The following is a 25,398-nucleotide window of genomic DNA, read 5'->3' as shown; positions in this document are numbered from 1 at the left end:
GGTCGGCGGATGAGCGATACGGAATCCTTACCAATGGAAACAGGGACGCAGCTTCAGCTGGCGTTGGAAAACCGCGACGGGGCTGCGCTGGCAGACCTGCTTGATCCGCTTTCGTTAAGCGATGCGCTGCGGGAATTGCTCAACCTTTCCGTTGACCAGCGAAGCGCCGCACTCTCGTTGCTGCCACCGGAACGTGCTGCAGAACTGGTCGAAGAAGCGCCAAACGCACTGGCGGTCGATCTTGTCGAACACATGGTGTCCGATCAGGCCGCCGAAATTATCCTTGAGCTGGATTCCGACATTCAGGCGGATGTCATCGGGGAACTTGAAGACGCCGATGCAGAAGCGATCCTTGCCCGGATGGACCCGGAAGATGCGGCGGATGTCCGGCGGCTGGTCGAATATGACGACGATGTCGCCGGTGGTCTGATGGTGGCCGAAGCCTTTACCTTTTCCGATGGTGATACAGTCGGAAAGGTTCTGCGGCGTTTCGCTCATGAAGAGTACGACCTTGAACGATACCGTGGCCAGCACCCTTACGTTTTGAATTCCGATGGCGTGCCTGTCGGGGTGCTGTCCTTGCGTAGCCTGCTGTCTACACCGCGAAGCATCAAACTCACCGATATCATGGTACCCCCCATCACGGTTCCGGCCAGCATGCCGCTGGAAGAACTGGAGGACCTTTTCGATGAGCACCCTTTTCTTGGGTTGCCGGTTGTCGAAACGGACGGGACTCTTGTGGGTGTCGTTTCCCGCTCTGCCGTGGATGAGGCCCTGCTGAAGCGCGCGGAATCGGCAAGCTTGAAACGTCAGGGTGTCTTTGGTGACGAACTGCGATCGATGCCTTTGCCGCTCAGGGCGCGGCGACGGCTTCAATGGTTGTCGGCCAACATCGTGCTCAACGTGATCGCGGCCAGTGTGATTTCCGCCTATGAACAGACCCTTTCTGCCGTGATCGCTCTGGCTGTGTTCCTGCCGATGGTCTCTGATATGAGCGGTTGTTCCGGAAATCAGGCCGTTGCGGTCAGCATGCGCGAGCTGTCGCTTGGTCTGGTCCGGCCCATTGATGCTGTGCGGGTCTGGATAAAAGAGGTTTCGGTCGGCATCATCAACGGCTGTGTCCTTGGCCTGCTGATCGGACTCGTTGCCTGGATGTGGAAAGGAAACCCGTTTCTGGGTTTGGTGATTGGCGGCGCACTGGGCCTGAACACGATCATCGCGGTATCGATCGGTGGCGTTCTGCCATTGTTGTTAAAGCGCATCGGTCAGGACCCGGCGGTCGCCAGTGGCCCTTTGCTGACGACGATCACTGACATGGCAGGGTTTTTCCTGGTCCTGAGCCTTGCAACGGCGATGATGCCGCTCCTGAATTAGTGTTTTTCATGCGCCCTGATCAACACAGGGGTCGGGCGCTCAACCACGAGGAAGACATGACGATCTCAAGCATTGTCAAAACGCAGAACCTGAAAAAGCCGCCATTTTGCGACACTGACACAACGGTGTTCGATGCGGCCGTCACCATTGCGTTGCTGGATGTGAATGCGTTGGCGGTTCTCAGCGATGGGAAGCTGGTCGGGATTATCACGGATCATGACGTGTTGCTGTGCCTGGCGGATTCCGGCTCGGCTTTCTACAAGCAGACAGTGGGTGACTGGATGACGGAAAAACCTGTCACCTGCGCGCTGGGTTCGAAGCTGTCCAATAGCCTTAATCTGATGGCCAAGCACAAAATCCGAAATCTTGTCGTAACTCAGAATGGAAAAGCAATTGCCGTCGTGAGCAGCAAAGAAATCCTGGCACGGGTGCATGAGGAAGACGAGTTGGAGCTGAAGGTGTTGCGTGATATCGCCCGCGGTGCTCAGGGCCAGTCAATCGCCTGACACCTCGGTTCCATGTCTGCTCGCTCTCAACTCAGGGCCGCTATGGAAGGTCACTGTTGAAGATGGAAATGCTGACTTTCCAGGTGCCATCCTTCTGGCGTTTCAGGACGTTCACAAACTTCCCTTTTTCCGGCGGATCAGAGTCAGCAATTGCAAAGGATCCGACCTGATAGGCGGTATCGCCATCGACACCGAAATCGATCAACTCATTTGTATGCGTTCCGCCAGTGTTTTCCTTCATTCGTTCCTGATAGGCTTCGATGAATGCCTCTCGCCCGCGCAGCAGGGGTTCTCCGGGTGCCAACAGCATGACGTCTTCGGTAAAGAACGCAGCGCAGCCAGCAGCATCGCCTTGGTTAAATGCCTGATTGTACGCTTCATCAAAGTCTTCGAGCATGCGCTTCATATCCATGACGATCCCTTTCACAACCAACATTCACGAAAGATCGTTGCAGCCCTTCGCGCGTTCGATTCTGCATAAATAAAGCAATATGGCCACAGCAACGGCGGTACCCGGCATTCAACCAGCTGGCTTTGGAATACCTGAAGGCGAACGAAGCTGACGTGAACAGACTTCCCGGTCACTGCCAGGGTTCAGCACCGTGCGAACTGCTAAGCAGGCTTGATCGCAAATATGCGCTGCGTTAGGCACCGAGGATGAGGAGACTTGACGAAATGCTATGCCGCAATGGGTTGTGCCCACCCGCATCTCGCGGGCACCCGACGGCTCGGGTCGGGATCGCGACCCTTCCTTTTCATTCGCCCAAGTCTCCAAGCTGACACTACCATGCTGCACATCACCGATGATATCGCGCTGCAAGATTGGGAAATGACCGAAAGCTTTGTGCGGTCGTCCGGTCCCGGAGGGCAGAATGTCAACAAGGTGTCGACCGCAGTCGAGCTGCGCTTCGAAGCCGCGCGCTCGCCGTCCTTGCCCGATCCGGTCAAAGCCCGGTTAAAGCGACTGGCCGGGCGACGCTGGACCAAAGACGGCGCAATCATCATTCAATGTGAGGAAACACGCTCGCAGGCCCGCAACCGTGAAATCGCGCGTGCAAGGCTGGCAGAACTGATCTCCCGCGCGCTGGTCAAACCTAAACGGCGGATCGCAACGAAACCGACCTATGGTTCGGTCAAGCGTCGACTTGCCGCGAAAAAGGCGCGTGGCGACGTCAAGGCGCTGCGGGGCAAGGTGTCTGAAGATTAATCTGGCATCTTGCCGGGGCGTTGATAGTCTGGCCCGCAAAGGCTGCAAAAGGGCAACGTCATGAGGCTGGAGGGAAAAACCGCAATCGTCACCGGTGGCGCATCGGGGTTCGGTGCGGGGATCGTGCAGAAATTCCAGGCCGAAGGCGCACGCGTCATGATCGCGGATATCAACGGTGACGCAGCCGCTGAGATGGCGGCGCAACTTGGGGCCGGGGCATTGGCGCATCAGGTCGACGTCGGCGACGGGGCTTCGGTTCAAAGGATGGCGGACACGGCACTCACCGCCTTTGGGGCGCTCGATATTCTGGTGAACAACGCAGGTGTTACCCATTTGCCAACCCCTCTGGAAAACGTCACCGAGGACGATTTCGACCGGGTCTTCAACGTGAACATGAAGTCCGTCTATCTGACCGCCCGGGCATTTGTTCCCCATATGAAGGCGCGCGGCGCGGGCGCAATTCTGAACGTGGCCTCGACAGCGGGCCTGTCACCGCGCCCGAATCTGAACTGGTACAACGCGTCCAAAGGGTGGATGATCACGGCAACCAAAACCATGGCGGTCGAACTGGCCCCAACCGGCATTCGCGTGAACGCGATCTGTCCAGTCGCGGGTGAAACACCGCTGTTGAAATCTTTCATGGGCGAAGACACGCCCGAGATTCGCGCCAAGTTCCTGGCGACCATCCCATTGGGACGGTTTTCAACACCCGAAGACATGGCCAACGCCGCCTGTTTCCTGTGTTCGGACGAGGCCAGCATGATCACCGGCACCGCGCTCGAGGTTGATGGCGGCCGATGTATCTGATCCGCTCTTCATCTGGCCAAAAATATCCCCGCCGGAGGCAGCGCGCGCCCGCGCGCTTCCCCGCACCAATCCCGAGTTCAAGATGATCCCTGGACCAAGAAACCTGATTACCGATGTCCCCGGCCTGAAGGTTGGAAACGCACAGGACGACGCTCTGAAGTCCGGGACCACGGTTCTCACGGCAGATAAACCGTTTGTAGCGTCGGTCCATGTGATGGGCGGGGCACCGGGTACGCGCGAAACCGATCTGCTTGCGCCTGATAAAACCGTCACAGGGGTGGACGCGCTGGTTCTGTCCGGCGGATCGGCATTTGGACTGGACGCCTGCTCGGGTGTTTCAGATGCGATGCGGGCCGAAGGGCGCGGATTTCCCGTCGGGTCCGCGAAGGTTCCGATCATTCCCGGCGCGATCCTGTTTGATCTGCTCAATGGCGGTGCAAAGGATTGGGCGGAAAACCCCTATCGTGCGCTGGGGCGAGCCGCTTATCTGGCCGCTTCAAAAGATTTTGATTTGGGGTCCGTCGGGGCGGGCACCGGGGCGTTGGCCGCAATGCAGAAGGGCGGGCTTGGCTCTGCTTCGTCCATTCTGCCTGGCGGGGTCACGGTCGGGGCCCTCGTTGCGGCGAACCCGCTGGGCAGTGTCACGACACCGGGTGACCGGCATTTCTGGGCAGCACCCTTCGAAGCTGGCGATGAATTTGGCGGGCTGGGCCCCGATATGTCGCCGGATCAAAGCCGGATCCGCCCCAGCCGCAAGGCGATGGCCATGAGTCCAGCGCAACCCGAACAGACAAACACGACCATCGCCATCGTTGCCACCGATGCCGCATTGACCAAGCCACAATGCAAAAGGCTGGCTGTGGCCGCCCACGACGGAATTGCCCGTGCCATCCTTCCCGCACACACACCCGGAGACGGTGATCTGGTTTTTGGCATCAGTACCGGCGCCCGCCCCATCGCATCCGAGGCCGAGCTGGGCATCATCGGGCATGTGGCTTCGCTGTGCCTGTCCCGCGCCATCGCGCGGGCGATTTTTCTGGCGACCCCGGCAAAAGGTGACCTGTTGCCCTGCTGGGGTGCTGCACATGACTTAAGTTAAGGACAGGCCATTTGTCGCAGTGGCACAGTAGGCGCGCGCGGCAATCTGCGCGTTGACACTTTGTTGCGCCGGGGGTCCATTCGGTGCAGCCAATTTGTATCGGAGCACAAGCTATGAATCGTATCCTCGCTACCGCAATCGCCGGCCTGCTGGCGTTGCCCGCCTACGCCGAAGGCGATGCCGAAGCCGGTGAGAAAGCTTTCAACAAATGCAAATCCTGCCACATGATCGCTGACCCGGCCGGAGAAGTCATCGTCAAAGGGGGCAAAACCGGTCCCAACCTCTATGGTGTCGCTGGCCGCACTGCCGGAACCTACGAAGACTTCAAATATGGCGACAGCATCGTCGCAGCCGGTGAGAAGGGTTTGGTCTGGGATGAGGCGTCCTTTGTGGATTACACGCAGGATCCTAAGGGCTTCCTGAAATCTTATCTGGACGACACCGCTGCCAAGTCGAAAATGACCTTCAAGTTGAAAAGTGGCAGCGAAGACGTCTTTGCCTATATCGTCAGTGTATCAGGTGAATAAACGCTAAAATTGTGCACCCACGCACAAGGACCAAAGGCCGCAGCCCCTGCGGCCTTTGGTGCGATTGATACCAGTGTAGAACAGCGCCACTTTGGTATCTGACGGCAAACCGCAGAGTGTGCCGCAACGCCAAGCCGACCCGGCAACAGCTAAACCCAACATCAGCGCCCGTCAGGCGGATTGGCAACAGGAGAGGACAGATGGGCATTATGATCCCGGCTTGGGTCAATGGTGAATTGACCCCGGTAGACAAACTTGAAGCTCACGAAAAGGGCCTCAAGCACAAGGCCGTGTCGGTGTTTGTCGTTAGGGGCACCGAGATTTTGTTGCAGCGTCGGGCTCTGGGCAAATACCACACGCCCGGCCTGTGGGCGAACACTTGCTGCACGCACCCCGACTGGGACGAAAGCTCCTCAACCTGCGCCGTGCGCCGTTTGAACGAAGAACTAGGGATCACAGGTCTTTACCCTGAATACCGTCACCGTTTGGAATACCACGCCGATGTTGGGAACGGCATGGTGGAAAACGAAGTGGTCGACGTTTTTCTGGCCCATGTGCGCGGACCGCTGAAAATCGCGCCTGATCCGGACGAAGTCATGGATATCCGCTGGATCGACTACCATGACCTGCTGGCCGAAGTGGCCCGCCACCCGGACCGGTTTACACCGTGGCTCAAGATCTACTTGCACAACCATGCGGACACGATTTTCGGCCCGGACCTGATCATTTCAGCCAAATCCTGACGCTCTCCGAAAATCCCTGCCTTGCAAGGGCGGCTCAAGCCGCCTAAATCAACGCGTCATGGCCAAGCAGAAGACAGACCCGAATTACAAGGTAATCGCCGAAAACCGGCGCGCCCGCTTCGATTACGCGATCGAAGAGGACATTGAATGTGGCATCATTCTACAAGGGTCCGAGGTCAAATCCCTGCGCGCGGGCGGCTCGAACATCGCCGAAAGCTATGCCACGGTCGATGACGGAGAGCTGTGGCTGGTCAACAGCTATATCGCGCCGTATGAGCAGGCCAAGATGTTCAAGCACGAAGAGCGCCGCCGCCGCAAACTGCTGGTGTCCCGCAAGCAGATGTCGAACCTGTGGAACGCGACGCAGCGCAAGGGCATGACGCTGGTGCCGCTGGTTTTGTATTTCAACCACAGAGGATTGGCCAAGATCAAAATCGGCATCGCCAAGGGTAAGAAAACCCACGACAAGCGCGAAACCCAGGCCAAGCGCGACTGGTCACGGCAAAAGCAGCGCTTGTTGAAAGATCACAGCTAGAACGCCATCGCCGCCTGTACCGCGCGTTGCCAGCGATCATAGGCCGCGTCGCGTTCGGTTTGCTCTTGCGTTGGCTCGAACCGCCGGTCCAGCGCCCATGTTTCGGCAAAACCGGCCTGATCCGGGTAAATCCCGGCTTTCATACCTGCCAGCCATGCGGCGCCAAGGGCGGTTGTTTCCTGCATAACCGGGCGATCCACCGGGGCACCCAGACAATTTGAAAGACCCTGCATGGTCCAGTCAGATGCACTCATCCCGCCGTCGACGCGCAGGATGACATCCGCCTCGGCCCCCCAGTCGCCCTGCATGGCGTGCCACAGGTCGCGGGTCTGAAAGGCGATGCTTTCCAGCGTGGCGCGGGCAATCTCGGCCCGGCCGGAATTGCGTGTCAGCCCGAACATCGCACCGCGGCAATCTGGCTTCCAGTAAGGCGCCCCAAGGCCCGTGAACGCCGGCACCAGAATCACATGCTGGTTCGGGTCGGCCTGCGCAGCCAGATCACCGCTTTGCGGGGCCGAATCGATGATCTGCAACGCGTCGCGCAGCCATTGCACGGCGGCCCCGGCGATAAAGATCGACCCTTCCAGCGCATAGGTGCGCTGACCATCCAATTGGTAAGCGATTGTCGTCAGCAGGCGGTTTTTCGATTCAACTGGCTGCGCACCCGTGTTCAGCAGCGCGAAACAGCCCGTGCCATAGGTTGATTTCATCATACCGGGCTGGAAACAGGCCTGACCGATGGTGGCCGCCTGCTGATCGCCTGCCACGCCCAGAATGGGGATGTTCCCACCAAGCAAGGTGGTTGCGCCGAAATCCGAGGCGCAATCCTGCACATTCGGCAACATTTGAATGGGTACATCCAGCAACTCGCAAATCTCAGCGCTCCAGGCGCCTTTGTGAATGTCGAACAGCAGGGTGCGGGCGGCGTTGGTGGCGTCAGTGGCATGGACACGACCTTCGGTCAGCCGCCAGATCAGGAAACTGTCGATGGTGCCGAACAGCAACTCTCCGGCCTCAGCCCGCGCGCGTGCGCCTGAAACGGTGTCCAGCAGCCATTTGACCTTGGTGCCCGAGAAATAAGGGTCCAGCAGCAGGCCGGTCTGGGCGGTGACGTCATCTTCACAGCCTGCTTGCTTGTAGCGGGCGCAGATTTCGGCGGTGCGGCGGTCCTGCCAGACAATTGCGTTATGGATGGCCTTGCCGGTGTTCTTGTCCCAGACCACGGTGGTTTCACGCTGGTTGGTGATGCCGATGCCGGTGATCTGGTCAGCCGAAACACCGGCGCTTTCCATCACCTCGCGACACACATGCAGGACGCTGGACCAGATATCCTCGGGGTCGTGTTCAACCCAACCTTCTTGCGGGAAATGCTGGGGGAACTCCTGCTGAGCGGTGCCAACACGGTTCATCTGCCCGTCGAACAGGATCGCGCGCGAGGACGTGGTGCCCTGATCAATTGCCAGAATAAAGGTCATGTCCGCTCTCCCCGGTGTCATTTGCGCGACTTTAGCGCAAACAACAGCGCCGGGGCCAGAGCAGAAATCAGACCGGATCGACGGGAATATTGTCGATAAGGCGGACGCCATCGGCCCAGGCCGTAACGAACAAGCGCGCGGGTTTGCTGGCATTGGGCAGGCTTTCCAGCGTCTCGGCGCAGCGCAGATCGATATATTCCACTTCGGTAAAACCGGCGTCCAGCAAAGTGGTTTTTGCGTCTTGCGCCAGCGCCGCGAAATCCTTGCCCGCGGCAAGTTTTTCCGCTACTCGCCGCATGATCTCGTTCATGCGGGACGCGACCTTTACGCCCCCGGGCGACAAAAGCAGATTGCGTGACGACATCGCCAAACCTGACGGTTCGCGCACGGTTGGGCAGCCGACAACCTTGATGGGAATGTCCAGATCGCGGGCCATGCGGCGCACCACCAGCAACTGCTGGTAGTCTTTTTCCCCGAAATAGGCTCGATCCGCCTGCGTTTGCAGGAACAGCTTGGCCACTACAGTTGCCACGCCTTCGAAATGGCCGGGGCGAAAGGGGCCTTCCATCATGTCGGTCAAACCGGTCACGGATACCGTGGTGGAAAAGCCGTCGGGATAGATTTCCTGAGGGTCCGGCACATAGATCGCATCCACGCTATAAGGGGCCAGCTTTTGGGCGTCTTCATGTTCCGTGCGGGGATAGTTCGCCAGATCTTCGGGGTTGTTGAACTGCTTGGGGTTCACAAAGATCGTCACGATCACCCGGTCACAGTTATCGTTGGCGGCCTGCGCCAGCGACAAATGCCCTTCGTGCAGTGCGCCCATGGTTGGAACAACGCCGATTACGTCACCTGCACGGTGCCACTCTGTCGTCTTGGTTCGCAGTTCCGCCAGCGAGCGCAGGATCGGCGCGGTCACGTCTTAGGTCCTTTCGCCGGAGCCTGATCAGCAAAGACATGTTCGTCGGCCGGAAATGTCCGCGCACGCACTTCGGCCGCGTAATCTGCGATGGCGGCTTCGGCCAATGGGCCGAGCTCGGCATAGCGTTTGACGAATTTGGGTTTGAAGGCGGTGAAAAAGCCGACCATGTCATCGACGACCAGAATCTGCCCGTCGCAACCAGCTGACGCTCCGATTCCGATGGTGGGGATGGCAACCTGTTCGGTGATCCTGTCGGCCAGACCTTGCGGCACTTTCTCAAGCACAACGGAAAACGCGCCAGCCTCGGCCACGGCGCAGGCATCTGCCATCACAGTCTCGGCCTGTTCGTCACGGCCCTGCACCTTGTAACCGCCCAGCGTGTTGATCGATTGCGGGGTCAGACCGATATGCGCCATCACCGGGATGCCGCGCCTGACCAGAAAGCGGATGGTTTCAGCCATCTCGACACCGCCTTCCAGCTTGACTGCCCCCGCACCGGTTTCCGCCATCAGCCGCGCCGCGTTGCGAAACGCCTGTGCCGGGCTTTCCTCATAGCTGCCAAACGGCATGTCGATGACCATCATCGCCGTGCTCAACCCGCGTGCGACGGCCTGACCGTGCAGGATCATCATCTCCATCGTGACACCAAGGGTGGATTCCAGCCCGTGCAAAACCATTCCGACGCTGTCCCCCACAAGAACAAAGTCACAATACGTGTCCATCAGGCGCGCCATAGGCGTTGTGTATGCGGTCAGCGAGACCAGAGGCACGCCGCCTTTTCGGGCGCGAATATCTTCGGCGTTCGGGGCCTTTTTGCGGGCGGTGGCGCTCATGGTTGGCTCCTGCAGGGCTTATGTTGCAGTGCGGCATAGCAGATCGGTCGGGGCCAAAGAAACCCCGGTTGCGCGAACATTCCCTTGATTGACCTCAGGTTTAAAGGAACACTGCCGATAAAACGGCCCGGAAAACATGGGCGCAGATTTTAGTTGGGAGAGTTCACATGACAAAACACGTGCTTCGGACATTCGCGTCGACCGTGGCGATCGGCGCCAGCCTGTTGGCGACGCAGGTTTTGGCCAAATCCGACATCACCATCGCCATGCAGCTGGAACCCCCGCATCTGGATCCGACCAGCGCAGCAGCTCAGGCCATCGATTCGGTTGTCTATACCAACATCTTCGAAGGTTTGACCCGTTTCATGGGCGACGGCTCGGTCGTGCCCGGTCTTGCCGAAAGCTGGGAGATTTCCGAAGACGGCAAAACTTATACCTTCAAATTGCGCGACGGCGTGACTTTCCATGACGGCACGACCATGGATGCCGAGGATGTCAAGTTCAGCCTTGACCGGGCCACAGCCGAAGACAGCGCCAACGCGCAGAAGGCCCTGTTTGCAGGGATCGAAAGCGTCGAGGCCGTGGATCCGCTGACAGTCAGGATCACCCTGGCCGATCCGAACGGCAACTTCCTGTTCAATCTTGCCTGGGGTGACGCGGTGATCGTCGCGCCTGAAAGCATCGAGAACATAAAGACAAACCCGGTTGGCACAGGTGCATTTACCTTTGGCGACTGGGTTCAGGGCGACAGCATAACACTGAACCGCAACCCCAATTATTGGGGCGATCAACCCGCTTTAGAGACTGCGACGTTCAAATTCATCTCAGACCCGACCGCCGCTTTCGCGGCTATGATGGCCGAAGATGTGGACGTGTTCGACAACTTCCCGGCACCGGAAAACCTGCCCCAGTTCGAGGCTGACCCGCGGTTTCAGGTTCTGGTTGGATCGACCGAGGGGGAAACGATCCTGTCCACCAACAACAAACAGCCGCCATTCGATGATATTCGGGTCCGGCAGGCGTTGGCCCATGCGATTGACCGGCAGGCCATCATCGACGGCGCCATGTTCGGGTACGGCACCCCTATCGGCACGCATTTTGCGCCACACAACCCCGCTTATGTCGATCTGACGGGCCAGTCCGCGTATGATCCCGAAAAGGCCAGGGCTTTGCTGGCAGAGGCGGGATTTGAAAACGGGTTCGAGACAACTCTGCACTTGCCACCACCATCTTATGCGCGCCGGGGCGGTGAAATCATCGCCGCACAGCTGGCCGAGGTCGGCATCACGGCCGAGATCATCAACGTCGAATGGGCCCAGTGGCTGGAATCGGTGTTCAAGGGCAAGGAATTTGGTCTGACCATCGTCAGCCATACCGAACCGATGGATATCGGCATCTATGCGCGGCCCGACTATTACTTCCAGTATGACAGCATCGACTTTCAGACGCTGATGGAGACGCTGAACACCACCACCGATCCCGAGGAACGGACCCGTCTTCTGGGTGAGGCACAGCGCCTCATCTCGAACGATTATGTCAATGGGTACCTGTTCCAGCTGGCCAAGCTAGGCGTCGCCAAGGCCGGTGTTCAGGGCCTGTGGGAAAACGCACCGACTGCGGCAATCGACCTGACCGCCATTTCCTGGTCTGAATGACATCAGTTGGCTGGGCCTGCTTAACGGGCCCAGTCTCACCATTGCGAAATGCGTTTCTAACGATCATGAAAAGCTTGTTTGCAGGTTTCGTTCTTTTGCTTTTCGCGTCTGTCCTTCCAGGCGCTGTTTTTGCGCAGGGCTTGTTCCAAGGGCAGCAGGATACGCTGGTGGGAACCCCGGACAACCCGCTGAAAGTCGGGGTTGGTATCAAGATCGACCAGATTACCGGCGTCGATCAGCAATCCGAAAACTATGGTGCCGTGGTTGTACTGCGGTTCGAATGGACAGACCCGGAACTGGCGTTTGATGCGGCAAGCCTTGGTCGTGATTTTCGGGTTTTTGAACCGCCCGCTTTCGTGAAATACGCCGCTGAGCTGGATGTCGTAACCCCGGCTTTTGTTATCCATAACCAACAGTCCAATCGATGGATTCATGAATCCGCAGTTGCCGTGCGTCATGACGGTCACGTGACCTTTGTCGAAAAATCCTCGCTGACCTTGCAGGCTCCGCATTTCAACTTTCGCAAATACCCGTTCGATACGCAGGAGTTTCACTTCGAGGTCGTATCGGTGTTTCCTTCGCAATTCGTTCACTATCACTCGCTTGATGAATACTCCGGCCTGGGTGACATGCTGGGCGAAGAGGAGTGGATACTTGGCAATGCCAGGGCTCTGACGTCAACGACGACCGGTTTGTCGGGCAACGAAAGCGACCGGGTGGAACTTGTCTTCGAAGGCACCCGGCACCTGACATATTACACCATCCGCATATTCCTGCCGATGCTGGTGCTGATCACAGTGGGATGGGCGCTGTTCTTTCTGGATGAATACCGGAAACGGATCGAGATCGCAGGCGGCAATCTGTTGGTCTTTGTGGCCTTCAACTGGGCCATTTCCGCTGACTTGCCCAAGCTTGGCTATCTGACGTTTCTGGATTTCATTCTGCAATGCATGTTCCTGATGACAGGAACGATTATCGTCTTCAGCGTGATGCTGCGCAAATTGAAAACGTCCGGTCGGGAAGAGACGGCCAGAAAGCTCGACAATTACGCGATCAAATGGATTTACCCGTTGGGATATGCCGCCATCATCGGCTATGCCGTTTTTGCCTTTCTGATGACGTCTTAGGGGCTGAACCCCACATTCTATGTATTTCTGAAATCGTGTGGATAGCCATGGGCTACCGGCTGTTCTGACCCTTGTCGGCGTTGCAGGACTAAGGTGGCGCACACCGCGCGCTGCCAGCGATAGGAAAATCGCAAGATTTAGCACGCCCTTCTGATTGCCGTGGTGTCTGATTCAACACAACAGATGTCGGATTCAAGAGTATCCAAAACCCGTTTTTTAGCGGATTCTGAAAAAAAAGGTCCGATTCATGCGATACTCTGGTTTCAAGGTCATCAAAGAGGCTCTTACCGGGCACAAAGGGTGGACACCGGCCTGGCGCGAGCCAGAACCCAAGCCACATTACGACATCGTCATCATCGGCGGTGGCGGTCATGGCCTTTCAACGGCGCATTACCTGTCCAAGGTATTTGGCCTCCGCAATGTGGCGGTGATTGAAAAAGGCTGGATCGGTGGCGGCAACGTCGGGCGCAATACAACCATCATCCGCTCGAATTATTTGCTGGACGGCAACGAACCTTTCTACGAGTTCTCGCTGAAACTGTGGGAAGGTCTTGAGCAGGACGTAAACTACAACGCGATGGTCAGCCAGCGCGGGATCATCAACCTGATCCACACAGACGCCCAGCGCGACGCCTTTACGCGACGTGGCAACGCCATGATCCTGAACGGCGCGGATGCCGAGCTGCTGGATGCCGAACAGGTGCGCAAGGAATACCCGTTCCTGAACTTCAACGATGCCCGGTTCCCGATCAAGGGCGGGCTGGCGCAGCGGCGCGGCGGCACAGTTCGGCACGACGCGGTGGCCTGGGGATATGCCCGGTCGGCGGACAGCCACGGTGTCGATATCATCCAAAACTGCGAAGTGACCGGTTTCCGTATCGAAAACGGAAAATGTCTGGGCGTTGAAACCTCGAAAGGGTTCATTGGCGCAGGCAAGGTTGGCTGTGCCGTGGCCGGAAATTCAGGGCGTGTCATGGGCATGGCGGGTATGCGGTTGCCAATCGAAAGCCATGTCCTGCAAGCCTTCGTTTCAGAAGGTCTGAAGCCGGTTCTGCCCGGCGTGATCACCTTTGGCGCGGGGCATTTCTATGTCAGCCAGTCCGACAAGGGCGGGCTGGTCTTTGGCGGCGATATCGACGGGTACAATTCGTACGCACAACGCGGCAACCTGCCCGTGGTCGAAGATGTCTGCGAGGGCGGCATGGCCCTGATGCCGATGATTGGTCGCGCGCGCCTGCTGCGGATGTGGGGCGGGATCATGGACATGTCCATGGATGGATCGCCCATCATCGACCGGACCGGCATAGATGGCCTCTATTTCAATGGCGGCTGGTGCTACGGCGGGTTCAAGGCAACTCCGGCGTCGGGGTTTTGCTTTGCGCATCTGCTGGCAAAGGATGAACCGCACCCGACCGCAACCGCCTACCGGTTCGACCGGTTCCGCACTGGCCGCATGATCGACGAAAAAGGCATGGGCAACCAGCCCAACCTGCACTGAGGGGAGCAGCACCATGATCATCCATCATCCCTTGCTGGGCCCGCGTGACAGTTCCGAATTCGTCTATCTGGGAGACGCCTCGTTGATCAACAGGCCCGACTGGCAGGCCGAAGACGCGACCGAAGCGTTTTATGACTACGCCTATCTGCGCGACAATCCAGCCGGCGAACACCGCGAGTTGTGGTTCCATGAGGGGGGCGACCGATCCTGGCTGGTCGTGACCCGCAATACCGCGACACATGAGATTTCCAAGGTGGAACTGGCCCGTGACGTGGCCCGGGCACAGGGGCGCTCCAAATGACTCAAGACAACAGGCTGAGCGGCGGTCAGATCGACCGCACCAAAACCCTGAACTTCAAATTCGACAATCGCAGTTACTCTGCGCATCCAGGCGATACGCTGGCCTCGGCCCTTCTGGCCAATGGCGTGCGCCTGATGGGCCGGTCGTTCAAATACCATCGCCCGCGTGGCGTGCTGACTGCCGGTTCGGAAGAACCCAACGCCCTTGTCGAACTGCGCACCGGCAACCGTCAGGAACCCAACACCCGTGTCACGACCGTTGAGATGTTCGAGGGGCTTGAAGCCCATTCCCAAAACCGCTGGCCCAGCTTGAAATTCGACGCTCTGGCGATCAACGACAGATTCTCGACCTTTCTGACGGCGGGGTTCTACTACAAAACCTTCATGTGGCCTGCCGCATTCTGGGAAAAGCTGTACGAGCCGATGATCCGCCGCGCGGCCGGTCTTGGGTCATTGTCGATGCAGGAAGATCCCGATGAGTATGACAAGGGTTTCCGGCATTGCGATCTGCTGATTATCGGCGCGGGTCCAGCCGGATTGATGGCGGCACTGACTGCGGGCCGGGCCGGTTCCGAGGTCATTCTTGCGGATGAGGATTTCGCACTTGGTGGGCGGCTCAACAGTGAAACCTTTTCGCTGAACGACGGCGATGCGACCGAATGGGTTAAGCAGAGTGTCGCTGAACTGTCAGCAATGCCCAACGTCCGCCTGATGCCGCGCACGACCGTGATCGGTGCCTTTGATCACGGCATCTATGGTGCAGTTGAGCGGACGGGCGATCATCTTGCTTCTCTGCCTTCCGGTAAACCGCGCCAGATACTCTGGCGCATCTACGCCAAACGCGCCCTGTTATGCGCTGGCGCGACCGAGCGGCCCATCGCGTTTGAAAACAACGACAGGCCTGGCATCATGCTGGCAAGTGCTCTGCGCACCTATGCCAATCGGTTTGCAACCACGGCGGCGCAACGTGTCGCCATCTTTACGAACAACGATGACGGCCACCGCACAGCTGCGGATCTGCACGCAAAAGGTATCAGGATTGCTGCCGTCGTCGACGTTCGTGACGACGCTCCGACCAGCCATGACTATGAGGTTCTGCGGGGCGCGCAGGTCAGGGACACCAAAGGCCGACTGGGGCTGACCTTTGTCGAGGTTGAGCTGGCAGACGGGTCGTCGCGCACGCTGGACTGCGGGGCGCTTGGCGTCTCGGGTGGCTGGAACCCCAACGTGCATCTGACCTGCCATCAACGAGGGCGTCCCGCGTGGAACGACGATCTGGCGGCCTTTGTCCCCGGAGCGGACTTGCCGCCTGGGCTGTCCGTCGCGGGGGCGGCAAATGGTGTGATGTCCACCCATGGCGCCCTGCAATCCGGGGCAGAAGGCGCGGCGCAGGCGCTGGGCCTGAAAGGCCCGCTGCCCGATCTGCCTAAGGCCGAGGATACCCCGATCTCGCAGACACCGTTCTGGTATGTTCAGGGTTGCAGCCGCGCGTGGCTGGATCAGCAGAATGACGTGACCGTCAAAGATGTGAAGCTCAGCCATCAGGAAGGGTTCCGCTCGGTCGAGCATTTGAAACGCTATACCACCTTGGGCATGGCCACCGATCAGGGCAAGACATCGAACATGGGCGGGCTTGCGATCATGGCCGAGCTTGCGGGTAAGTCCATTCCGGAAACCGGCACAACGATCTTCCGCCCGCCCTATACACCCGTTCCGATTGCAACCTTTGCTGGCCGGATGAAAGGCAAGGAGTTTCATCCCACTCGCCTGACCCCGTCACATTACTGGGCCAAGGAACGCGGCGCGGTGTTTGTCGAGGTCGGCAATTGGCTGCGCGCGCAGTGGTTCCCGCTGCCCAGTGAAACCCATTGGCGGGAATCCGTGGACCGGGAGGTGCGCCAGACCCGCGCCTCGGTCGGGGTGTGCGACTGCACGACGCTTGGAAAGATTGATGTTCAGGGTGCGGATGCGGCGGATTTCCTGAACAGGGTCTATTGCAACGGATTTGCCAAACTGGCCGTCGGCAAAACCCGCTATGGGCTGATGTTGCGCGAAGACGGAATTGCGATGGATGACGGCACCGCCGCGCGTCTGGCCGAGGATCATTTCGTGGTCACCACCACAACAGCCAATGCGGTCAAGGTCTACCAGCATATGGAATTTGTCCGGCAATGCCTGTTCCCGGACATGGATGTGCAGCTGATCTCGACCACCGAAGCCTGGGCACAATACGCGGTTGCCGGACCCAATTCGCGCAAACTGCTGCAAAAGATCGTGGATCCCGAGTTTGACATCTCGAACGAAGGCTTCCCGTTCATGGCTTGCGGCAACATCACCGTATGCGGCGGGTTGCGGGCGCGGTTGTTCCGGATTTCCTTCTCGGGCGAATTGGCCTTTGAAATCGCGGTTCCATCGCGATACGGCGACGCGCTGATGCGGCGTTTGATGCAGGAAGGCGAAGAGTTCGATGTCGTACCCTACGGCACCGAAGCGCTGGGCGTCATGCGGATCGAAAAGGGTCACGCCGCAGGCAACGAGTTGAACGGAACCACCACCGCCCTGAACCTTGGAATGGGTCGGATGGTATCCAAGAATAAAGACAGCATCGGCTCGATCCTGTCCGAGCGTGAAGGGCTGAACGAACCAGGCGCTTTGATGATGGTTGGCATCAAGCCTGTGAACGCTGGCGACAAGGTAACCGCCGGAGGGCATCTGATGGATGCCACGGGTCCCGTGGACGCTGCCCATGATCAGGGCTACGTCACATCGGCGGCATTTTCGCCGTCGCTGGACAGCCATATCGGCCTTGGCTTTTTGAAAAACGGCGGCACACGTCAGGGCGAAAAGATGCGCCTTGTGTCGCCAGTGACCGATCTGACGGTCGAGGTTGAAATCGTCTCGGCCCATTTCGTCGACCCCGAGGGAGAACGGCTCCGTGCATGATCTTGTAGCAATAACCGCGCTGGGTGGAACCGAACCCAAGATCGACAGGGTCGGAAGCGTGACCTGTACCGAAACTCCGGGTGTGGCGCTGGCCTCGGTCGCCGCTCGGCAGGGTCGGGAAGACAAAACCCGGAATGCCGTATCCCAATTGATCGGCGCTGAAACGCCCGCCGTCGGGAAATTTACCGGCGGACCGATCATTGCCTTCTGGACCGGGCCTGATCAATGGATGATCGAAGCGCCTTTTGAAACGCATGAAGATCTGGCGCATCTGGTGAAAGAAAACACTGGGGACACCGCATCGGTTTCCGAACAGACAGACGCATGGGTCAGGTTTGATCTGGACGGAGAGGGCGTGTTGGCAGTGCTGGAATTGCTAAGCAGTCTGGATTGCCGAAAAATGGCGGCCGGTGCCGCATCCCGCACGTCTATCCATCACCTGGGGTGTTTCGTCCTGTGCCGTGCTTCTGGTTCGTTCAGCGTCTACGGGCCAAGATCGTCTGCCGGGTCACTGCATCATGCGATTGTGGCCGCAATGAAATCGGCGCTTTGAAGGCAAGATCAGCTTGAGGGCAGCGGGGCGTTGTCCTCGACCCGAAACCGGTTGATCCGTCGCCGGTCTTCGCTGGGGCTTAAACCAAAGGCGGACCGGTAGTGTGTCACCAACGGCGTGACCGAGCTGTATCCGATGGCCGCAGCAATGTCGGCAATAGGGTCTTTGGTATAGACAACCATCTGACGGGCCGCCTTCATCCGCATGGAGCGGAAATAGTGGCTGGGGCTTTGCCCCGTGGCCTGTTTGAAGGCGCGCTCGACCTGGCGGGGTGTGACGCCCGTTTGATCCGCTATGTCCGCGATCGAGATCGGATTGCCGATACGGCTTGCGAACAGGTCGACACATCGCGCCACAAGCGGCGGCAGCTTTTCACCCGTGGCAGGTTTGCTTGCACTGGGCACCTGTTGCTGAACACCTTCCCCTCGCATCATCGGATGTTGGAACCAGCAGGCCACCTCATGCGCGACTTCGCCGCCCAACCGGTCCTGAATCAGATGCAGGGCCAGATCAAACGCGGCCGCCGCCCCGGCCGCTGTATACCGCGTGGCATCCGACACGATCACTTCGCGCCGTGCATCGATCTGTGGAAACTCGGCGAGAAAAGCGGCTTCGTAACACCAGTGCACCGATACCGGATGGCCGGTCATGACTCCCGACCGCACGAGCGGGAAAACGCCGCCGCTGATGCCGCCCAGAATTGTCCCGTGCCGTGACAAAGCCCGCAACGCACCATTCCCCTGGGCCGGGTTTCTGAAGCCCGAGGTCGGACTGCTGAGCAGGAACAGAATATCAATCGGCTGGCAGTCTGCGAGGTTGCGTTCAGCCTCAAAACGCACTTGAGCGCTGGAGCGAACCTTTCCCCCGTTTTCCGCCACAAGAGACCAGCGAAATGCCTCTTGCCCGGCGATCTCATTTGCGGCGCGCAGCGGTTCAATGACCGAGGTCAGGCAAGCCATCGGAAAGCCATCGAACAGCAGAAACCCGATCTCAATTCTATTTTCTGTCAGCATGAGCGCTACACTATCAGTAAATCCTGGTTCGGCCCGGATTGGTTCTTGGCCGCTCTGGCCTGCGGAACCGGTTCGAACAAGTGTAGCAAAACACGGAACGCGCGAAATCGAAAAACGCGCAACAATCTTGGTGTAAATCGGGGTCAGGGCCCGCATTCGGATTGAAAGGCTGAAAGGGAAAAAGGTTTTGCAGGTCTGCCGGTGACGTAGATGCTGGACCCGTGACGGCTGAGACCCTAACGTGGCCTCAATGCTTCGCTATACCCTTAAACGACTGATCTCATTGCTTGTCAGCCTTGCCGTCGCCTCGGTGGTTATCTTCACCGTGATCGAGGTCGCGCCGGGGGACCCGGCATCGTTCATGTTGGGTGTCAACGCGCAGGAAGATACGCTGGCCGCGCTGCGGGCTGAACTGGGTTTGGATGGGTCAAGGATACAGCGGTATTTCAACTGGGTCGGGGGGATGGTTGCCGGGGATTTTGGAACCTCTTACACCTATCGCACACCGGTGTCGCAGATGATTGCAGACCGGCTGTGGGTATCGCTGCCCTTGGCTTTGTATGCGCTCACGCTGTCCACGCTGATTGCCTTCCCCGCCGGGATCTATGCCGCTGCGCGCCGGGGCAAGCCCGGGGATCTGGCGGTGATGGGGGCGACACAGCTTGGTATCGCGGTGCCGAATTTCTGGTTCGCGATGATGCTGGTGCTGATCTTCGCCATTAACCTGCGCTGGTTCAATGCCGGTGGGTTTGTTGGCTGGGGTGAGGGTCTTTGGGCAGGGCTGCGCTCGCTGACCTTGCCCGCCGTTGCGCTGGCCCTTCCTCAGGCCGCGATCCTGGCCCGCGTCATGCGATCCGCGCTGCTGGACATTCTGGGTGAGGATTTCATGCGCACCGCGCGGGCCAAGGGATTGTCACGTCGTCAGGCCCTGTGGCGGCACGGGGTGCGGAACGCGCTGATCCCGGTGCTGACGATCATCGGCTTGCAGTTTTCCTTCCTGCTGGCCGGGTCGATCATCATCGAACAGGTGTTTTACCTGCCCGGCCTCGGGCGGTTGGTGTTTCAGGCCATTTCGGCCCGCGATCTGATAGTGGTTGAATCGGTGGTGATGCTGCTGGTCTTTGCCGTCATTACCGTGAATTTTCTGGTGGATCTGGCCTACGCAGCCGTTGACCCAAGGCTAAGGAGCAGGTCATGAGCCGCAACCTGATCCTTGGCGCCGCGCTGTCGTCGCTGGTGGTGCTGGCGGCGCTGATCTCGTTTGTCTGGACACCCTACGACAATGCCGCGCTGGATATCCCCAACAAGCTTCAGGCGCCCGATGCACTGCACTGGTTCGGGACGGATCACTTCGGTCGGGACATGTTCTCGATGATCATGGTCGGAGCGCGCACTTCGATTGCGGTGGCGCTGGTGGCCGTGGGGATCGGCATGGCGCTGGGCGTACCCCTTGGCCTGACAGCCGCTGCACGCAAAGGGTCGTGGCTGGATGAGGTGATCATGCGTGGCAACGATCTGGTCTTTGCCTTTCCCTCACTGGTCATCGCCATTCTGATCACGGCAGTGTTTGGTGCCGGGGCCATCAACGCGATCATTGCGATCGGTATTTTCAACATCCCCGTCTTTGCCCGCATCACCCGCGGGGCCGCATTGTCGCTGTGGGAGCGCGAGTTCATCCTTGCCGCACGTGTGTCGGGCAAAGGTGCCGCACGGATATCAGCCGAACACATCCTGCCCAATGTCGCCAACCTGCTGATCGTTCAGGGCACCATCCAGTTTTCACTGGGTATTCTGGCCGAGGCGGGCCTGTCCTATGTCGGTCTGGGCGCACAGCCGCCGACGCCCAGTTGGGGCCGGATGCTGGCAGACGCGCAGACAATGGTCAGTTTTGCCCCGCATTTGGCTCTGATTCCGGGCCTTGCCATCATTGTCACCGTGCTGGGTTTGAACCTGCTTGGTGACGGTCTGCGCGACTGGCTGGACCCAAGGATCAGGGTGGCGCGGGCATGATGTTGCTGCAAGTCGGAAACCTGTCCCTGTCGATCCACGGGGTGCCGATCCTGAAACGGGTGAACCTGTCCATCGACCCGGGCCAAATCGTGGCGGTGACAGGTGAAAGCGGGTCGGGCAAGTCCATGACGGCGCTGGCTGTGATGCAGCTTCTGCCAAACGGGGCAACGGCAGAAGGCGCAATCCGACTGGACGGCGCAAACCTGCTGACCCAATCCGAGGCCGAGATGTGCGCCTTGCGTGGCGCGTCCATCGGGATGGTATTTCAGGAACCGATGACGGCGCTCAACCCGGTGAAAACCATCGGCGATCAGGTGATGGAGACCATCCTGATCCACAAGGCGATGCCTCCTGCTCAGGCCCGGACCCGCGCTGCCGAGGTGCTGACGCGGGTTGGACTGCCGCCCGACAGGTTTCCTCTGTCGCGCTATCCGCATGAGCTGTCGGGCGGGCAGCGTCAGCGTGTCGTCATCGCAATGGCCATCGCATTGCGTCCCAGGCTTTTGATCGCGGATGAGCCGACCACGGCGCTGGATGTCACCACGCAGGCGCAGATCCTTGATCTGCTGAAAGGGCTGGTTCGCGAATATGATATGGGCCTGCTGATGATCACCCATGATCTGGCTGTGGTCTCGGACATGGCCGATCAGATTGTCGTCATGCGTCACGGCGAGGTCGTCGAAAGTGGCGCGACGCGAAACCTGTTTCGAGATATGCAGCACCCTTATACCCGCATGTTGTTCGAAGCTTCGGGTCATCAGGTCACTCTGCCTGAACCTACACAGCAACGCCCGCTTCTGGAGGTTTCGCAGGTCGTCCGGGATTACCGCCTTCCCCGCAAAGGTCTGCTGGACGCGCCGGGCCACCACCGCGCGGTGGATGGTGTCAGCTTTACCCTCAACCGAGGGGAGCGTTTGGGGCTGGTGGGCGAGTCAGGTTGTGGAAAATCGACCCTAACACGGGCTATTCTAGGGTTGGAAGATATCCAATCCGGTCAGATTATGCTGGATGGTCAGCCGGTTTTCACCGGCCACAGGCCCAACCTTGCGGTGCGTCGCAAGATGCAGGTCGTGTTTCAGGATCCCTATGGCAGCTTCAATCCCCGCCACCGTGTCGCGCGCCTGATCACTGAACCTTTTCACCTGTTGGAAACGCCACCAAAGGGTTCCGAACGCCAGGACCGGATCGCAGAGATGCTGACGGCAGTGGGCCTCGGCCCTGATGATGCGGGCAAATACATTCACGAGTTTTCGGGCGGGCAACGCCAGCGGATTGCCATTGCCCGCGCTCTGATCATTCAGCCGGAACTGATCCTGTTTGATGAGGCGGTCTCAGCCCTCGACGTATCGGTGCGCGCCCAAATCCTCGATCTGCTTGCCGAACTCTGCGAGGCTTATGATCTGACTTACCTGTTCATCAGCCACGACCTGAGTGTGGTTCGCACCATCACCGATCATGTTCTGGTGATGCAGTCTGGGCGAATTGTCGAACAAGGCAGGACTGAACAGGTATTCTCGGACCCGCAGCATTCCTACACGCAAACCCTGATCGCCGCCGCGCCCCAACTGCCTGAAATCGGGAAGCTATCGGCGTAAAACTACTTATTAGAGCCTGAATGGAGGCCAAAATGACCCAACCACTCTGGTTTGATCCCACCCTGTGCCTGATCGGTGGAAACTGGACGCCTGCGGCATCGGGCGACTCATTGCCTTTGACCAACCCGTCAGACGGAACCGAGATTTGCCGGATCCCGCGCGGCTCGGGCGCGGATATTGACGCGGCGGTCGCCGCCGCCAGAACTGCGTTAAAGGGCGACTGGGGGCGCAAGACGGCCTTGGAGCGTGGGCGCATCCTGACCCGGCTGGGCCAGCTGGTGCTGGAGCGCGTGGACGATCTGGCGCGGCTTGAGGCGATGGATGTCGGCAAACCGCTGACACAGGCCCGCGCCGATGCCATCGCGCTGGCGCGCTATTGTGAGTTCTACGGGGGTGCAGCGGACAAGGTGATGGGTGAGACCATTCCCTATCTCGATGGCTACACCGTCTATACACTGCGCGAACCGCATGGGGTGACAGGCCACATCGTGCCGTGGAATTATCCGATGCAGATTATCGGGCGCTCGGTCGGGGCCGCGCTGGCCATGGGCAACGCCTGCGTTCTGAAACCGGCGGAAGAGGCCTGTCTGACCGCGCTGGCCTTTGCCCATCTTGCGCAACAGGCCGGGCTGCCGGCAGGTGCACTGAATGTTGTGCCCGGTCTGGGGGCCGAGGCGGGTGCGGCTCTGTCAGGGCATCCGGGGGTCAACCATATTTCGTTCACTGGTTCGGTGGCCACGGGTGCATTGGTTCAGCAGGCCGCAGGGCGAAACGTTGTGCCTGTGACGCTGGAACTGGGCGGAAAATCCCCGCAGTTGGTGTTTGACGATGCCGATCTGGATGCCGCCCTGCCGTTTCTGGTGAATGCGGGCATTCAGAACGCGGGGCAGACCTGCTCGGCCTCCTCCCGCATTCTGGTACAGCGCGGTGTCTATGATCAGGTCAAATCCCGCATGGCCGAGGCCTATGAACAGCTCAGCGTTGGACCCGCGATGCAGGATTTTCGCGTCGGACCGCTGATCTCGGACCGGCAAAAGCAGATCGTAAACAGCTTTCTGGACAAAGGCGCCGATCTGATCATTGCGGCGGAAGGGACGATCGCAAAGGATGCGCCGGAAACCGGGGCTTATGTCCGGCCCACCTTGTTCGCGGACGTGCCACCGGATCACCCGCTCGCCCGCGATGAAATCTTCGGTCCCGTTCAGGTTCTGATCCCGTTTGACACCGAAGAACAGGCTCTAACTATAGCCAATAGCACCGACTATGGCCTGGTCGCCAGTGTCTGGACACGCGACGGTGCGCGGCAGATGCGGTTGGCGAAAACGCTGCACTCAGGTCAGGTTTTCATCAATAACTACGGTGCAGGCGGCGGTGTTGAACTGCCGTTTGGTGGGGTAGGAAAATCCGGCCACGGCCGCGAAAAAGGGTTCGAAGCTTTGTACGGCTTTTCACAGTTGAAGACAGTTGCCGCGTTTCACGGATAGCACTTACCCAGGCAAGTCAGATCAGCTTTGTTTCCAACGCGTGATTGCCCCAAATCTGCGATGTTCGCGTGGCAGAATGCCCACTGAACCAACCTCCGACCACCTCGTCGGCAACGTTGGCACTGGCGGGGAACTTTTGTTTCCCGCCGTCTGCCAGGATCACGAAGTCAAACCAGACCCGAACTGAATACGGCACATTGATCCGGCCAGAATTCAGGTTGTACTTATGCCAGTGTACCGGGCAGCTTAAGAAAACAACTTTGTTGAAATGTGCCCCCATCTCGGCCGCTTTCATGACGACATTGCAGCCGTGGCTGTGGGCAACCACATCACAGCCGTGATAAACCTCGAGATCTATCCAGTTTTTCAAGTGTTTGGCAGCAATATGGCGACCGCGATCAGACCATCTGCCCTCCCATTCATAGTAGTTCTGCCCTGAATAGATGTCGTTACGATGCGGCTTGATGTAGTTGTGCAGATCTCCGACATGGGGATAGTACCATGTGGGGTCAGGATTGACTTCGAAGTGAGTGCCATGAACAAGAAGCAACCCCGGGACACCGGTTATTTGTTGCGGCGGCGCCGGTGGAACACTCGAAATCGACGGGTCGGAAATCAGAGCGGACGACAATACAGCAAGCAAATCTTGCGAGAGCAGATCCAATTGTGCCCAACGTGCTGTAAACACACCAAGCCAAAGGCGTGGTGAAAAAGATTCTGGCGAATACAGTTTGAGGCACGAACTCAGCGCAGCAAGAGCAACAATTGAATCAGGAGCCGCCAGTCCAATCTTCAAAGCAGCGTCAATATGTTCGGCGTTCGGCTGTTCTTCTGCTGCTCGGATCGCCTCGAACAAATGTTGGTAATACCCCTCAGGCTCTGGCGAAGTAAGTAGGTCAACGGGCCGTAGGTCTCCGGGGCCATCAAAGAAACGCATGTATTCGCGGGCGGACATTTGGCGGTCGTCAATTGGTCGGAATCCGAGCAAGACAAGCTGTTTGGACAAAACAGCATCGTCGGTTTCTTCCAAACCGCGGCCCAACAGGAAAAGGTCGCTGTCATCGCCTTCGGCTCGCAGAAACTGCGCGCGGGATATCAGGTATGCAGCGTAGGAAAAAAGTGAAAGCTCATCCCGGGATCCGCCGGTATCGTAGAAGTTCTTTGGTTCAAAAATCATTGCATCTCAACCTTA

General features: G+C 58.8%; 24 protein-coding genes. 18 read left to right on the top strand and 6 right to left on the bottom strand.

Annotated elements, in window-relative coordinates:
• Positions 1-9: 9 nt before the first annotated feature.
• Together mgtE and I9188_RS09155 are read left to right on the top strand one after the other, a co-directional pair.
• Positions 10-1,374, top strand: coding sequence for a magnesium transporter (gene mgtE / locus I9188_RS09160; protein WP_209505173.1), 1,365 nt, complete (start codon positions 10-12; stop codon positions 1,372-1,374).
• A gap of 56 nt (positions 1,375-1,430) precedes the next feature.
• A complete protein-coding gene (locus I9188_RS09155) occupies positions 1,431-1,880 on the top strand; it encodes a CBS domain-containing protein (protein WP_209505172.1) in 450 nt (149 codons plus the stop codon).
• A gap of 40 nt (positions 1,881-1,920) precedes the next feature.
• Here I9188_RS09155 and I9188_RS09150 read toward each other — a convergent pair whose 3' ends face one another.
• Entirely contained in the window at positions 1,921-2,316 is a 396-nt protein-coding gene (locus I9188_RS09150) for a DUF4440 domain-containing protein (protein WP_209599601.1), read from the bottom strand.
• A 351-nt stretch (positions 2,317-2,667) separates the two neighbouring features.
• Between I9188_RS09150 and arfB the strand changes: the two genes are divergently transcribed.
• From arfB to smpB, 6 genes are all read left to right on the top strand, one after another.
• A complete protein-coding gene (gene arfB, locus I9188_RS09145; protein ID WP_209505170.1) occupies positions 2,668-3,087 on the top strand; it encodes an alternative ribosome rescue aminoacyl-tRNA hydrolase ArfB in 420 nt (139 codons plus the stop codon).
• A 60-nt stretch (positions 3,088-3,147) separates the two neighbouring features.
• The gene (locus tag I9188_RS09140; RefSeq protein WP_209505169.1) at positions 3,148-3,894 is read left to right on the top strand and encodes an SDR family oxidoreductase; all 747 of its coding nucleotides are present in this window, start codon (positions 3,148-3,150) and stop codon (positions 3,892-3,894) included.
• Positions 3,895-3,976: 82 nt separating this feature from the next.
• Positions 3,977-4,993 (top strand): P1 family peptidase, encoded by a 1,017-nt coding sequence (locus I9188_RS09135; RefSeq protein ID WP_209505168.1) that lies wholly within the window; start codon positions 3,977-3,979, stop codon positions 4,991-4,993.
• A 113-nt stretch (positions 4,994-5,106) separates the two neighbouring features.
• On the top strand, positions 5,107-5,520 hold the full coding sequence (locus I9188_RS09130; RefSeq protein WP_209505167.1) for a c-type cytochrome: 414 nt from the start codon (positions 5,107-5,109) through the stop codon (positions 5,518-5,520).
• A 200-nt stretch (positions 5,521-5,720) separates the two neighbouring features.
• Complete coding sequence (idi, locus tag I9188_RS09125; protein WP_209505166.1) at positions 5,721-6,263, top strand: isopentenyl-diphosphate Delta-isomerase; 543 nt, start codon at positions 5,721-5,723, stop codon at positions 6,261-6,263.
• Positions 6,264-6,321: 58 nt separating this feature from the next.
• Positions 6,322-6,798 carry an SsrA-binding protein SmpB gene (gene smpB, locus I9188_RS09120; RefSeq protein ID WP_209505165.1) on the top strand — a complete coding sequence of 159 codons (477 nt, stop codon included), beginning with the start codon at positions 6,322-6,324 and terminating at the stop codon, positions 6,796-6,798.
• Here smpB and glpK read toward each other — a convergent pair.
• The 3 genes from glpK to panB all read right to left on the bottom strand — a co-directional run bounded on the left by glpK (position 6,795) and on the right by panB (position 10,028).
• A complete protein-coding gene (glpK, locus tag I9188_RS09115) occupies positions 6,795-8,273 on the bottom strand; it encodes a glycerol kinase GlpK (RefSeq protein ID WP_209505164.1) in 1,479 nt (492 codons plus the stop codon). The two genes, smpB and glpK, sit on opposite strands and share 4 nt — an antisense overlap.
• A 67-nt stretch (positions 8,274-8,340) precedes the next feature.
• Positions 8,341-9,192 (bottom strand): pantoate--beta-alanine ligase, encoded by an 852-nt coding sequence (gene panC, locus I9188_RS09110; protein WP_209505163.1) that lies wholly within the window; start codon positions 9,190-9,192, stop codon positions 8,341-8,343.
• Positions 9,189-10,028, bottom strand: a complete 840-nt coding sequence (gene panB / locus I9188_RS09105) for a 3-methyl-2-oxobutanoate hydroxymethyltransferase (RefSeq protein WP_209505162.1) — start codon at positions 10,026-10,028, stop codon at positions 9,189-9,191. The genes panC and panB overlap by 4 nt, the downstream gene beginning before the upstream one ends.
• 167 nt (positions 10,029-10,195) lie before the next feature.
• On the opposite strand from panB, the gene I9188_RS09100 reads away from it, so the two are divergent.
• From I9188_RS09100 to I9188_RS09075, 6 genes are all read left to right on the top strand, one after another.
• On the top strand, positions 10,196-11,683 hold the full coding sequence (locus I9188_RS09100; RefSeq protein WP_209505161.1) for an ABC transporter substrate-binding protein: 1,488 nt from the start codon (positions 10,196-10,198) through the stop codon (positions 11,681-11,683).
• A 65-nt stretch (positions 11,684-11,748) separates the two neighbouring features.
• Positions 11,749-12,810 carry a hypothetical protein gene (locus I9188_RS09095; RefSeq protein WP_209505160.1) on the top strand — a complete coding sequence of 354 codons (1,062 nt, stop codon included), beginning with the start codon at positions 11,749-11,751 and terminating at the stop codon, positions 12,808-12,810.
• 247 nt (positions 12,811-13,057) lie between these two features.
• The gene (locus I9188_RS09090) at positions 13,058-14,308 is read left to right on the top strand and encodes a sarcosine oxidase subunit beta family protein (protein ID WP_209505159.1); all 1,251 of its coding nucleotides are present in this window, start codon (positions 13,058-13,060) and stop codon (positions 14,306-14,308) included.
• A 13-nt stretch (positions 14,309-14,321) separates the two neighbouring features.
• Positions 14,322-14,609 (top strand): sarcosine oxidase subunit delta, encoded by a 288-nt coding sequence (locus tag I9188_RS09085; RefSeq protein ID WP_209505158.1) that lies wholly within the window; start codon positions 14,322-14,324, stop codon positions 14,607-14,609.
• On the top strand, positions 14,606-17,551 hold the full coding sequence (locus I9188_RS09080) for a sarcosine oxidase subunit alpha family protein (RefSeq protein ID WP_209505157.1): 2,946 nt from the start codon (positions 14,606-14,608) through the stop codon (positions 17,549-17,551). The genes I9188_RS09085 and I9188_RS09080 overlap by 4 nt, the downstream gene beginning before the upstream one ends.
• Entirely contained in the window at positions 17,544-18,104 is a 561-nt protein-coding gene (locus I9188_RS09075; protein WP_209505156.1) for a sarcosine oxidase subunit gamma, read from the top strand. The genes I9188_RS09080 and I9188_RS09075 overlap by 8 nt, the downstream gene beginning before the upstream one ends.
• 8 nt (positions 18,105-18,112) lie before the next feature.
• Here I9188_RS09075 and I9188_RS09070 read toward each other — a convergent pair whose 3' ends face one another.
• Positions 18,113-19,117, bottom strand: a complete 1,005-nt coding sequence (locus I9188_RS09070; RefSeq protein WP_209505155.1) for a helix-turn-helix domain-containing protein — start codon at positions 19,115-19,117, stop codon at positions 18,113-18,115.
• A 250-nt stretch (positions 19,118-19,367) separates the two neighbouring features.
• Between I9188_RS09070 and I9188_RS09065 the strand changes: the two genes are divergently transcribed.
• Genes I9188_RS09065 through I9188_RS09050 form a run of 4 tightly spaced genes read left to right on the top strand, consistent with a single transcriptional unit; the run spans position 19,368 to position 24,206 of the window.
• Positions 19,368-20,315 (top strand): ABC transporter permease, encoded by a 948-nt coding sequence (locus I9188_RS09065; RefSeq protein WP_209505154.1) that lies wholly within the window; start codon positions 19,368-19,370, stop codon positions 20,313-20,315.
• Complete coding sequence (locus I9188_RS09060) at positions 20,312-21,127, top strand: ABC transporter permease (protein ID WP_209505153.1); 816 nt, start codon at positions 20,312-20,314, stop codon at positions 21,125-21,127. Before I9188_RS09065 ends, I9188_RS09060 begins: the two co-directional genes overlap by 4 nt.
• Entirely contained in the window at positions 21,124-22,722 is a 1,599-nt protein-coding gene (locus I9188_RS09055) for a dipeptide ABC transporter ATP-binding protein (protein ID WP_209505152.1), read from the top strand. The genes I9188_RS09060 and I9188_RS09055 overlap by 4 nt, the downstream gene beginning before the upstream one ends.
• A gap of 32 nt (positions 22,723-22,754) precedes the next feature.
• The gene (locus tag I9188_RS09050; RefSeq protein WP_209505151.1) at positions 22,755-24,206 is read left to right on the top strand and encodes an aldehyde dehydrogenase family protein; all 1,452 of its coding nucleotides are present in this window, start codon (positions 22,755-22,757) and stop codon (positions 24,204-24,206) included.
• Positions 24,207-24,222: 16 nt separating this feature from the next.
• Here the strand turns inward: I9188_RS09050 and I9188_RS09045 are convergent, their stop codons facing one another.
• Entirely contained in the window at positions 24,223-25,383 is a 1,161-nt protein-coding gene (locus tag I9188_RS09045; RefSeq protein ID WP_209505150.1) for a hypothetical protein, read from the bottom strand.
• Positions 25,384-25,398 lie beyond the last annotated feature (15 nt).

It is taken from the genome of Ruegeria sp. HKCCSA071, from assembly GCF_017872555.1.
In the GTDB taxonomy this organism is placed as follows: Bacteria; Pseudomonadota; Alphaproteobacteria; order Rhodobacterales; family Rhodobacteraceae; genus Ruegeria.
This window is presented reverse-complemented; position numbering and strand designations above follow the sequence as displayed.